7 protein-coding genes are annotated in these 12,139 nt (G+C 62.0%); 3 read left to right on the forward strand and 4 right to left on the reverse strand.

Annotated elements, in window-relative coordinates; genetic code table 11:
* Positions 1 to 1,092: 1,092 nt before the first annotated feature.
* Genes ACOGXI_RS13290 through ACOGXI_RS13300 form a run of 3 tightly spaced genes read left to right on the forward strand, consistent with a single transcriptional unit; the run spans position 1,093 to position 7,079 of the window.
* Positions 1,093 to 2,577 carry a type I restriction-modification system subunit M gene (locus ACOGXI_RS13290; protein WP_419939313.1) on the forward strand — a complete coding sequence of 495 codons (1,485 nt, stop codon included), beginning with the start codon at positions 1,093 to 1,095 and terminating at the stop codon, positions 2,575 to 2,577.
* Positions 2,574 to 3,695 (forward strand): restriction endonuclease subunit S, encoded by a 1,122-nt coding sequence (locus ACOGXI_RS13295; protein WP_419939314.1) that lies wholly within the window; start codon positions 2,574 to 2,576, stop codon positions 3,693 to 3,695. Before ACOGXI_RS13290 ends, ACOGXI_RS13295 begins: the two co-directional genes overlap by 4 nt.
* Before the next feature lie 54 nt (positions 3,696 to 3,749).
* Positions 3,750 to 7,079, forward strand: a complete 3,330-nt coding sequence (locus ACOGXI_RS13300) for a DEAD/DEAH box helicase family protein (protein WP_419939315.1) — start codon at positions 3,750 to 3,752, stop codon at positions 7,077 to 7,079.
* Between the two features lie 70 nt (positions 7,080 to 7,149).
* Here ACOGXI_RS13300 and qatD read toward each other — a convergent pair whose 3' ends face one another.
* Genes qatD through qatA form a run of 4 tightly spaced genes read right to left on the reverse strand, consistent with a single transcriptional unit; the run spans position 7,150 to position 12,075 of the window.
* Positions 7,150 to 7,902 carry a Qat anti-phage system TatD family nuclease QatD gene (gene qatD, locus ACOGXI_RS13305; RefSeq protein ID WP_419939316.1) on the reverse strand — a complete coding sequence of 251 codons (753 nt, stop codon included), beginning with the start codon at positions 7,900 to 7,902 and terminating at the stop codon, positions 7,150 to 7,152.
* Positions 7,899 to 9,278, reverse strand: coding sequence for a Qat anti-phage system QueC-like protein QatC (gene qatC / locus ACOGXI_RS13310; RefSeq protein WP_419939317.1), 1,380 nt, complete (start codon positions 9,276 to 9,278; stop codon positions 7,899 to 7,901). The genes qatD and qatC overlap by 4 nt, the downstream gene beginning before the upstream one ends.
* Positions 9,275 to 10,144, reverse strand: coding sequence for a Qat anti-phage system associated protein QatB (gene qatB / locus ACOGXI_RS13315; protein WP_419939318.1), 870 nt, complete (start codon positions 10,142 to 10,144; stop codon positions 9,275 to 9,277). The genes qatC and qatB overlap by 4 nt, the downstream gene beginning before the upstream one ends.
* Positions 10,144 to 12,075, reverse strand: a complete 1,932-nt coding sequence (gene qatA, locus ACOGXI_RS13320; protein WP_419939319.1) for a Qat anti-phage system ATPase QatA — start codon at positions 12,073 to 12,075, stop codon at positions 10,144 to 10,146. The genes qatB and qatA overlap by 1 nt, the downstream gene beginning before the upstream one ends.
* Positions 12,076 to 12,139: the final 64 nt, after the last annotated feature.

The raw sequence follows: 12,139 nt of genomic DNA on the forward strand, positions 1-12,139 counted from the left end.
TACGTGGCAGACTGATGTTACCGTGACAGGCTATCATTGCGAAAGGTCGCGAATCGCGAGACCTACGGACATGATGTGGTGACCGCGCGGGACATGCTGATCTGTGCCTAACGGGGAGGGAGCTCCGATGAGGGTACGTGGGACAGGTGCGGTCGCGGCCCGCCGCGCTAGTGGTTGACGGAGATGGTGGGGGTCGTCGCGAGCCGGCGGCGATGCCGGGCGGATGCGGAGATAGGTGCACGCGGTTCGCTACGGCGATCCCATCTCCCGCGGTCACGGCGTCCATGGTCGTGTCGATCAGGCGAGGCGCCCGGCAAGGCTCGCCGGTGACGCGCAAACAGCCGGCCGCCGGTTGGCCGGCCAGGGCGTCGCGGGCCTCCGCCGTACGCAGCAGATCCATCCAGATTACGTAGCGACCGCCCGGTCGGACACCGTGTGGAGGCGTTACTCGCGGCGAGCTATCGGTGTCCGTCAACTGCTTGGCTTCGGTGCGACGAGACGCACGGCGGCTTCGTCGAAGCGCGACAAACGCGGCTAGCCGGGAGTGCTGACGAGACGATCGCTCGTCTCGCCAGCCAGCCTTCTGTTGGCCGGCGCTTTTTCTCATGCATCGGCGAGCGAGATCGGCGCCACGCTGCCGACCCGGAGCGGCCTCCCTCCTAACGGTATCCATCTCGTATAGTATAGCAGTCTGGGCGTTGTGCGTCGGTAGCACCTGCTACCTGACTCTCTGCCACTCCAACGTATCGTGTACTAGTCCTGCGCGAACCGGGCAACGGCGTGATGTTAGCGATCCTCCCGAATGGGTGCCGATGAGACCGTGGACTCATCACGAAGCCGGAACGGCAGAGCCTGCATTCACGGCGGCGACTGCGGATCCGTGAGGAGCTGGGTCCGGCTCCGGCTCCCGGCGCACCCGGAGCTGCAATCGAGCCTTATCCGTGGCGATGACGTCCACTTGGGTGACGTCGCAAGCGAAGGCCGGAGTCGGGTCGCCCGGGGTTCGCCGGTCGAGCCGTTTGCTGTATACTGACGACGGAGCTGACCCGAAGCCCGGCGAGGCCGATCCACCGCCAAGGCAACCGAGAACTAATGATCACAGGCGAGCTCAAGTCCAAGGTTGACCACATCTGGAACACGATGTGGTCGGGGGGCATCTCAAACCCACTCTCCGTCATCGAGCAGCTGACCTACCTTCTCTTCATCAAACGGCTTGACGAGCTGCATACGCTGAAGGAGAACAAGGCCGCGCGCACCGGCAAGCCCATCGAGGAGCCAATCTTCGCTCCCGATCAGGGCGCCGTTCGCTGGTCTCGCTTCAAGGAGACCGCTCCCGAGAAGATGTTCGCGACCGTGCGCGACGAGGTGTTCCCCTTCATGAAAGCCTTGGGGCAGAATGGGGAAGCCGATGCCGCGGGAGGCTCGACGTACGCACAGCACATGAGGGACGCTCTCTTCATGATGCCCACGCCCCGCGTGCTGGCGAACGTGGTGGATCAGCTCGACGGCATCGACATGGCCGACAGCGACACCAAGGGCGACCTCTACGAGTACATGCTCGACAAGATCGCGACGGCCGGACAGAACGGGCAGTTCCGTACCCCGCGTCATATCATCAAGCTGATGGTCGACATGGTCGCCCCGACGCCCAAGGACGTCATCTGCGACCCGGCCTGCGGTACGGCGGGCTTCCTTATCGCCGCTGCCGAGTATCTGGTCGAGCACCATAGCGAGACGATCTACAAGGATGCTGCAGCCCGCCGCCGCTTCAACGAAGGCACCTTCCACGGCTACGATTTTGACAGCACGATGCTGCGCATCGGCAGCATGAACATGTTGCTGCACGGCGCGGAGAATCCGGACATCCGCTACCGGGATTCTCTCGCCCAGGTCGCCGATGACGATTCCGAGAAGTACTCGCTCATCCTCGCCAATCCGCCCTTCGCCGGTAGCCTCGACTACGAGTCCACCGCCAAGGACTTGCAGCAGATCGCCAAGACGAAGAAGACCGAGTTGCTGTTCCTCGCGCTTTTTCTCCGCCTGCTCCAGCCAGGGGGGCGCGGAGCGGTCATCGTGCCCGACGGCGTGCTCTTCGGATCGACCAAGGCGCATAGGACGCTGCGTACGATCTTGGTCGAGAAGCAGAAGCTCGACGCCGTCATCTCCATGCCCGCCGGTGTTTTTAGGCCCTATTCCGGGGTCTCCACGGCGATCCTGCTCTTCACCAAGACCAACTCCGGCGGCACGAACCACGTCTGGTTCTACGACATGCAGGCAGACGGCTACTCGCTGGATGACAAGCGCACGCCGCAGCCGGAGACGAGCGACATTGGCGACATTCTCGCCCGCTGGCAGAACCGCGAGGCAGAGGGCAAGCGCGCGCGGAAAGATCAGAGTTTCTTGGTGCCGAAGGCCGAGATCGCGAGCAACGACTATGAATTATCCATCAACCGCTACAAGGAGGTTGAATACGACGCAGCCGAGTACGATCCACCGATGGTGATCGTGGAACGGCTTGCCGCGCTGGAGGCTGAGATCACGGAGGGGCGGCTGGAGCTGGAGCGGATACTCAGGTGAGCTTCCAAGAACTGCCGTTTCTCGACGTATTCGAGGATGCAACTGGCGGGAACATCAAGACCCCACGGACGGAGTTTCTCGAGGAGGGAGCCTTCCCGGTTGTGGATCAAGGTCAGCGTCTCGTTGCCGGTTTCGTGAACGAAAGATCGCGCGTCTGTCGCGCAACTCCACCGGTCATCGTCTTTGGCGACCATACCAGGGCGATCAAATATGTGGATTTCGAATTCGCAATGGGAGCGGACGGGACGAAGGTGTTGGTGCCGAAGGTCGAAAGCGACATCAAATACTTGTATTATGCGCTGAAAGCCATCGAGATTCCCGCAGCAGGGTACAGTCGACACTACAAGTTTCTGAAGGAAACCGAAATCCGACTCCCGCCCCTCGCCGAGCAGGAGCGGATTGCGGGGATTCTAGATGCGGCAGATACCTTACGGGTCAAGCGCCGCGAAGCCCTCGCTGAGCTCGATACTCTGCTCCAAGCCACCTTCCTCGATATGTTCGGCGACCCCGCCACCAATCCCATGGGGTGGGAGGAACGAACTCTTGGAGAGCTGGCCCGGAATAGTTTCCGCAACGGCCTCTCACCCTCAACCCAAGGGACCATCGATGGCGAGGTCCTCACTCTGTCTGCAATCACTCGTGGTCGATTCGACTTCGCCGCAAGGAAGAGAGCCCGCTTCGATAAACAGCCATCTCCTTCACAGAAGCTGAGCACCGACACTTTTCTTATCTGTCGTGGAAATGGGAACAGGCAACTGGTCGGCATTGGGGTATACCCGGACCGCTCATCAAGTCGCATCTGTTTTCCCGATACGATGATTGGCGTAGCGGTTAGACCGGACATCATAGCGCCTGCCTATCTTCAGAGTGTGTGGTGTACGAGCCGGGTTCGCACGCAGATCGAGCGTGGTGCACGAACCACCAACGGAATCCACAAGGTGAATCAGGGACTCCTTTCCTCCATCGTGTTCCCAGTTCCACCCGCGGACCTTCAACTTCACTTCACCGCAGTTGCCGAATCTGTTGGGCAACAAGAGGCTTGCCACCGCGCGCACTTAGCAGAGCTCGATACCCTCTTCGCCTCCCTGCAATCCCGCGCTTTCAGCGGGGACCTCTAATCGCCAGTGGAGGTCTCTGCGAACTTCGCGTTTCTGCAGCAGGAGTTTCCGCATGTGGCGGAGAGCGCGAGTTTTGCAGAGCGGCACGTCCTCGGCGATCCGCGGGCGTCGTGCTTTCATTCCCGACACGCACTTGAGCGCCTGCTCAAGCGCATCTACAAGGTCGAGAGAGCTCTGAAGCCACCGAGAGTTACCAACCTGGATGGCTACATCAGCGACCCTGCGTTCCGCGAACTCGTGCCCACCATAGTGTGGCGGAAGGCTGACTTCATCCGGCAGGCGGGCAACGTGGCGGTCCACGGCAACAAGCCGCCGGCGCCGGAAAAGGCGGTGGCTGTCCTACGCGAACTTTATCACGTTCTTTATTGGACGGGCCGGACTTACCTGCGCAAAGGCGCTGAGAGTCTGCAAGGCACGACCTTCGACGAATCCCTCATCCCGCGAGTGGAACCGGCAACCACACCAGCCAGCCTTCAGGAGCTGGAGACCCTGAAGGCAGAGCGGGATGCGGCGGCGGCGGCTCACAAGGAGATTGAGGGAGAGCTGGAGGCGTTGCGTGAACGGCTCGCGGCCATCAAGGCGGAGAACGAAGCGGTTGACGAGACGCATGACTGGGATGAGGACAAGACCCGCAAGCTCATCATTGATCTCGATTTGGAGCGGGCCGGTTGGTTTCTAGACCGGGCAAGGGACCGGGAATACGAAGTCACTGGGATGCCGAACGAGTCGGGGATCGGCTACGCGGACTACGTCCTGTGGGGAGACGATGGCAAGCCGTTAGCCGTGGTCGAGGCAAAGAAGACTACGGTGGATCCAGAGAAGGGACAGCAACAGGCGAGGCTCTACGCAGACTGCCTGCAGGAAATGCACGGGCAGCGGCCGGTCATCTTCTACACTAACGGCTACAAGACCCGCCTGTGGGATGACCTTTTCTATCCACCGCGGACCGTCGCCGGGTTCTACAAGAAGGACGAACTGGCATCCCTGATCGTGCGCCGGACCCAGCGAGAGGCTTTGGACGTGGCGCAGGTAAGGGGCCGGATCGTGGACCGCTATTACCAAAAGCGAGCGATCGGGAGCATCGCGGAGCAGTTCGCAAACGCTCGGCGCAAGGCGCTCCTGGTGATGGCCACCGGCAGCGGCAAGACCCGAACGGCGATCGCGCTGGTGGATCTCTTGCAGCGCGCGGGGTGGGTAAAGCGAACGCTGTTCTTGGCCGACCGGGTGTCGCTGGTGAACCAGGCCGTGAGCGCGTTCAAGGCGCACCTGCCGGAATCGAGCCCGGTGAACCTCGTCACCGAGAAAGACAAGGTCGGCCGGGTCTACGTCTCCACGTATCCGACGACGATGGGCCTGATCGACGAGACGGAGGGGAACGAGGCTCGGTTCAGCGTCGGGCACTTCGACCTCGTGATCATCGACGAGGCGCACCGCTCGGTCTACCAGAAATACGGAGCGATCTTCCGCTATTTCGACTCGCTGCTCGTCGGGCTGACGGCGACACCACGAGAGCAGGTGGATCGGAACACCTACGCGCTCTTCGATCTGGAGCCGGGCGTTCCTACGGATGCATATGAGCTGGAGACCGCCGTCGCGGACGACTTCCTCGTGCCGCCGCGCGTGCGGCAGGTGGATCTGAGGTTTCCGCGCGAGGGCATCGACTACGATGCCCTGAGCGAGGAGGAGAAGGAGCAGTGGGAGAGCCTCGACTGGGGTGACGACGTGGATCCCGATGCGCTTCCGGGCAGGGTCAACGCGTCTGCGATCAACAACTGGCTCTTCAACAAGGACACCGTGGACAAGGCGCTCCGGAACCTCATGGAGCACGGCCACAAGGTCGACGGCGGTGATCGGCTGGCCAAGACCATCCTGTTCGCCCGCAATCACGAACACGCAGAGTTCGTCGAGAAACGGTTCAACCGACACTACCCGCAGCACGCGGGACACTTCGCCCGGGTCATCGACCATTACGCGACGTACGCGCAGAGCCTTATCGACGACTTCTCGCAGAAGGACAAGGCTCCGCATCTCGCGATCTCGGTGGACATGCTCGACACCGGTATCGACGTGCCCGAGGTGGCGAATCTGGTCTTCTTCAAACCGGTCTACTCGAAGATCAAGTTCTGGCAGATGATCGGACGTGGAACGCGGCTCTGCCCCGACCTCTTCGGACCCGGTGAGGACAAGCAGGATTTTCGCGTCTTCGACTTCTGCTTCAATTTCGACTTCTTCAACGAGAACCCGGAGGGGATCGAGGCGGGTGGGGGAGTGCCGCTCGGCACCCGCCTCTTCCGCTCTCGCGTCCAGCTCCTGTCCCACGTCAAAGCGACGCCCGCCCTGGCCCCGGACATGAAGTTCGTGCATTCGCTGACCGATCAGCTTCACGGCGAAGTGGCCGCGATGAACCGCGAGAACTTCATCGTGAGGATGCACGTTGAAGCGGTGAACCGCTTCCGCGACCGGAAGGCATGGTCGCAACTCAGCGACTCCGATGTCGAGGTGCTGCAGATGGAGATCGCTGGACTTCCATCCGAGACCGAGACGGACGACATCGAGTCACGGATGTTCGACCTCACCGCGCTTCGCCTGCAGCTTGCCCTCGCCGAGGGCAACGAAACCGCCTTCGAGGATCATCGGCGCCGGGTCGTCGAGATCGCCATGCTGCTCGAAGAGAAGAGCACGATTCCCGCGGTGAGGACTCAACTCGGCTATCTGGCTGCCGTCCAAGAGACCGATTTCTGGGAAGGCATTGCTCTCGGTGGCCTCGAGGACCTTCGGCTACGCTTGCGGGGGATCGTCCCCTTCCTCGACAAGAAGAAGCGCACGATCGTCTACACGGACTTCCAGGACGAGGTTTTGAGACTCCGAGACGGATGGGCGCCCTACATGCCGAAGATGACCGGGGCTCAGTATGAGAAGAAGGTCAAGGAGTACCTGCGCAATCATCTCGATCACTTGGTCATCCGCCGGCTGAGGACCAACCAACCCCTTACGGAGGCCGATCTGAAAGGGCTGGAATCAACCCTGGTCGAGATCGGCGAAGAGGACGGGGAAACGCTGTTCTCCGGGCTCCTTGCACGCAGCGAGTCACCTTCGCTCACCCATTTCGTAAGGAGCTTGGTGGGGTTGGATCGAGCGGCGGCGCAGGCCGCGTTCTCCGGTTTCTTGGCCGACAGGAGCCTCACACCTACCCAGATCCGCTTCATCGAAATGGTGATTAACCAACTCAGCACCCGAGGAGTCATCGAAGCTTCAGCGCTCTACGAGCCTCCGTTCAGCAATCTGCACGCGGAGGGGCCGGACGCGCTCTTCGACGGCAAAGCGGAGGTGATCGAAGGCGTGTTCGACGTGCTCGAACAGGTCAATTCAGGACTGGTTGCTTAGCCGCTCTACGGGTAGAGCGATTAACGACTAAAGAACCGTCTGTCCTCCTCTCGCCTACCGCCAGCGTGTTTCAAGGGACTGCATTAGTCAGGTCACGTAGATTGTTGACGATGAGCGATTGAACATCCGCAATACTGCGTCGCTTCAGGGTTGCGATTTCTCGTACTGCTCTTACCACGTCACCTGCTCCAATCGGGTTTCCCTCGCGTTGCACGAAAGGCCCGTCGGTCTCGGTCAGCAGCCGATGTTCTGGTATTTCTTGCACGATGCGTCGACCGTTCGGCGAAGCCAACATTCGTTCGTTCACTGAGAAATAGCAGCCGAACGCGACAGCGCGCCGAGCTTCCCCAACACTTCCCGAGAACCAGTGGAGCACGACCGTTCCTCGCTGTCTCGGCAAATGCTCTTCCAACAGATCCAGCACCAGTTTCGCTGCCCTCACACTATGTATGCTGAGGATTTTGTTCCCTTCGCCGGCGGAAAGGCGCAGAATGCGTTCGAATACTGATTTCTGGAGTTCAAGCGAGCGATAATGCTGCGGCCCCGCATCGAGCCCCACCTCACCGACGTATCGGGAGCGCCGAAACAGCTTCTCGAAAAGCGAAATCTCTCCCGATCGCTCCGCGACGAGCTGAGGGTGCAGGCCGAGTCCGACCCGGACGAACTCGCTCACCTCAGCAAGTTCTGCGTTTCTCGCAAACGCCTTCGGGGTCGTCGTTACCGCCAAAGTCGCTGTGCGCCGTTGCTCGCAGGCCGCTATCGCCGCCCGCAGGTCCGGGTATAGATCCAGGTGCGCATGGAAGTCGACATAGTCCGGTCTCATGACCTAACCCCACCACCTGGCCTCGCCTTCACGCCATGTAGCAACCCACCCACCTCGAGCACGCCACGACGGAACACATCGGCGTAGGCCGGGATCTCGTCAGGAGCCTCGACCAACGGTCCCGGCTTGTGCACCAGTATCTTCGCAAGCCCCGGGGCCGCCTTGATCCGCTTCACCATGAGCTGGAACGAGCGAACATGCTCACCCTCCGCCCCGTCTGTCGCTAACGTTTTCGCGCGCAGCTTCTCGACGGTGTAGAGTGTCGGGTCCTTGACTCCCAGGCCGGCCTTCAAGGAAGCCCTGCGGATCAGACAAGGCACGCAATAGCCGCAATGGCGAGGTGACAGCTTCCTGTACCGCGCCTTTGCCGGGGAAGAGCAAGACATCGAGTCGCCGATGATCTTTCGAAGGAAGGCACCGTCGGCGCAGCCTGAAACCATCTCTCCTTTGGTCATGTGTCGATACGGATTCGAGAAACTCACCGAGAGCCCGACCGCGTCGACCAAGCGCCTCATCCCCGCGATGACGTGGGGATGAGCCGTCCGTGTGCTGAGTGCCCCGAGCCGTAGCGGATCCAGTGGGACGTTCAACGCGATTAGCCCGTTTTCCGGGATGTCCACAGCCATGGGCCGATCGAACGCCGATGCCGCCAGCGCCGCGAGCGCGTAGAAGAGGAAGGACCGACCTCGTTGCGTCGCCTCCTTCTCGCGGGTCTCGAGGTGGTGCCTGTCGAACCCAAGCCTCACTCTTACGCTCTTGATCTCATCCCCGCGGAAGTGCTTCTCCAGCGCCCTCAGGACACAGGTTTGGGCTTTCGCGGTCTCCGCGTCCCAGTAGTGACTCACGAAGAGCGGGTGCCTGCCTTTCGCCAACAGATTGATCGCGCCGATCAAACTGTCCAAACCGCCGGACAGGAGGCTCACCTCGGTGAAATCGTCGATCGCCACACGTCTCGGCTGCATTGCGAGCGCCATCGTTCGGTCCGACCGCGCGTGGAAGAACACGCGCCAACGATCACCCGTCAGGAATCTGAGGAGCGCCTCGATACTCTGTCTCGCGTCGTTCCAAACCTTCGGTGCTGACACCGGGACGTAGAGATCAACCTCGCGAGTCCAACCGTCCTGGGCGTTGATCCGCCGCGACACCCGCGTGTCCCCTGCGGTTACCAGCGCCGCCAAGACAACCAGGTCGATCGCACGTTCCGACGAACGCAATCCGAGCGATGCGACTTGATCGAGCGCATGCCTGATCCCAAAGCCCATTCGTCGGTCGCTGTCAAGGAAATTGATCTCGTAGACAGCGGAGTCGGTCTGGACTGGTTTGACCGAGGTCATGTCATCGGGACCGAGTCGGCCGACGAGGCTGAACCTTCTCATCTGTCATCTCCCAGCACCATGACAAGATCGAGCGCCGCCGCGTAGAGGTCCTCGACGAAGCGATCGATGACGTTACCGTCCAGATCGTCGAGTTCACTGCCGCGCGCCTCGAACTCGTCACGCACGCACCCCTCGACGAAATCCCGCAGCATGTTTTGCGCCCGCTCGACCCCGGCGATGTCGGCCGGAACGGACAAGGCGTTCGTGCCGACCTCGTTTAAGATCTTGCCCTCGATCGATCGACTCACGACGCCGATGAAGAGCTCGCGGAGGTCGTCAGCCGACAGCTCGTCAAAACTGCCGACACCAGCGGCTGCGAGATCCGCGACGGCCTCGAGCATTGCGTCCCTCGCAATTGCTTCGTCGATGGTCCCCCCGGGAGGGCAGAGCATGTCGGTCAGGGCAACGAAGACGTCCTCAGCCGGCGCGCCCGCCATGCCGTCGAGATCGAATCGGCGTAGCGCCTCGGCAGGCCCTTGGCTCGCAAAGGAACGCGCGAGCTCGGCGATGCCGCCAGCCACAGCTCGTGAATTCGGCATTCGGCGTGCCGCCGCGCGTCCGCCTCCGCTTGCGCTCACATACCTTCCGGCACCGCGCCGGATCGCCTTGGCATCCGAAGTCCTCGCGCCTCTGGTCATATTGCCGCGTGCGCCTCCCAACCCCGAACTGGCCGGGACCGCAGGCATCGGCGGGTATGCCGTCGGAGGAGCGGGCGTCGGTGCGGCGCCACCGTCATCGTCTGTCCCGCCATCCGGGGGGACGTCTCCCGCGCCATCAGGCGGGGCAATCGGGCTCGACGCCGGCTCGTCGACCCAGCTCGGTAAGAGGCCGGACTTAGATCCCTCGAACGTCCCCGATGTTCCCATCAGCGGCGCCCCCTTGTCTTCGCGAGCTTGGTGGCACCAGTAGCCGCAACCTTTAGCGGTCTGTTTTCATCTTGCTTCGCCCATGCATCCAGCAAGCCGTCGAACTCCGCCTTCACATCCTCTTCGGCGAACGTTCCCGTCCACCCGGTAACCACCCACGGACCGAGTCTTGAGACCGGAAGGTCTCTCAGGAAGGCCAAGAGCGAACGGCATAAGAATGGGTGGTGGCGGGATACCTCGGCCAAGCCACGCGCGCCTGCCGGCTCCTCAGCCAATTCTTCCGCGTCGCGGACCTTTGCCCGCAGCGCATCGAACACCTGTTCGGCCTCCAACGGTTGCAGCCGCGCCACTTCCCCCGAAGCCTGCCTCACCAGAAGCGGGGAGCCCAGCAGCTTGGCGACCAATTCATCCAATCCCCCGAGGGATGTGACCGCCCCGAACACGCTGCGGCGGTCCCTGGTGACGAAGACGTACGGTCTCAGATCGTGCCTGGCCACCGGCGGTTCGATGGCGGCCCACTGCTTGGCCCATTCGAGATTAGGCAATCCAGGCGGCGATGCTTGGTCCGCCGCGGCCTTGCCCTTTTCGTCCGTGGGCTTCGTCTCCAATGCGCCATGGGGCTCCTGCCGTACCACCGCCTCCAGGGCGTCCAGTTCTTCAAACGCGCCCGTGTTGGCAGACCCCCGCGCCATGGCGTCGTAGAGCTCCGGGGCAAACTGCTCGGCGAGCATGATCTTCGCAAGCACCGAGATGTTGAGTTCGTCCCGAAACCCTCGTTCCTCCGCGATCGCGAGACGTAGCATCATCGTGTTGATAAACCGCTTGATCTGTCGCGGATTGCCACGCGCTCCGTCCGCCAGTATCGGCGCGATCCGGCCCGAAAGCTCCAGCGCGCGTTCAACCGCTTCGGGCACCGATCCCAGCGCCTCTACGATGGCGGTCCGATCGAGACCGGGGCCCTGCCAAGGCCGACGCAACACCTCGCGGGCCAAGCCAGCGATCTCTGAAAACTCGTCCGACTCTTCGCCGAAATCATTGAGCACGAGGAGCAGCGTCACGTAGATGCGCGTCTCCGCGTAGCCGAGAGACGGTAGGCGGAACGGCACCTGAATCAACTTCTCCAGATAGTTGCGAGCATAGGTCGCTGGCCCCGTGGTGACGGGCAGATCCGGAAAGTGCTGACGCACGGCGTATTCGATCATCCCCTCGTCGGCGGCAATCACGAACGCGGCGCGGGGCACGAAGAGGAAGAGTCGGATCGCCTCCAGTGTCTCGATCGCGATCTCCGGTAGGCACCGGTCGAGATCGTCAACCAGCACGACAAGCCGGTCGATGTCCGCGCGCTGCAAGAGCTCTTCGAACTCCGCCCGGAAGGCGTGCATCTGTTCGGGCGCGCTGTCCTCCTCGACCTCGCGCAGGAAATTGTTCGCGCCTCCCACCAGGGTCGCAAGATTCTCGGCCGTCGCATCTTGTCCGCCCTTCGCCAAGACTGCGCGCGCCGCAGCGCCGAGATCCTTTATCGTCTCGGGATGCGGAATACCGGTTGCGAGTGTCATGCCGTAGGAACTGGCCTTGCGCGCGACCTTCATCCAATCGACCCGCCGCAAGACCTTCTCCGCCTGATCAGCGAGCTTGCGGTGCGTCGGGCGTTTCCGCAGCAGCTCGTCGACGATGGTCTCGATCAGGACGGCCTTAGCGTCCTCGAACCCTTGGAACAGCCAACCGTTGAACCGCACGCACAGGATACGTTCGCTACCCTCGAACGCCTCCTCGACCATCATGAGCACGCTAGATTTCCCGGCGCCCCAGTCGCCGTGAACACCAACGCTCAGCGGCTCGTCAGATTCCTCGGCCACCACCCGGACTACAGTCCGGGCGATGGCCTGGTAGTAGAGCAGATCGACAGCTGTCTCATTGTCCGCGACGATCATGCGAGCAAGAGTTCCTTTGACGGCATGCTACGAGACCGCCTTTGAGTCATCATGGGCACCCTCC

Origin of the sequence: Candidatus Palauibacter sp. (assembly GCF_965208055.1) — a bacterium.
Classification (GTDB): Bacteria; Gemmatimonadota; Gemmatimonadetes; order Palauibacterales; family Palauibacteraceae; genus Palauibacter.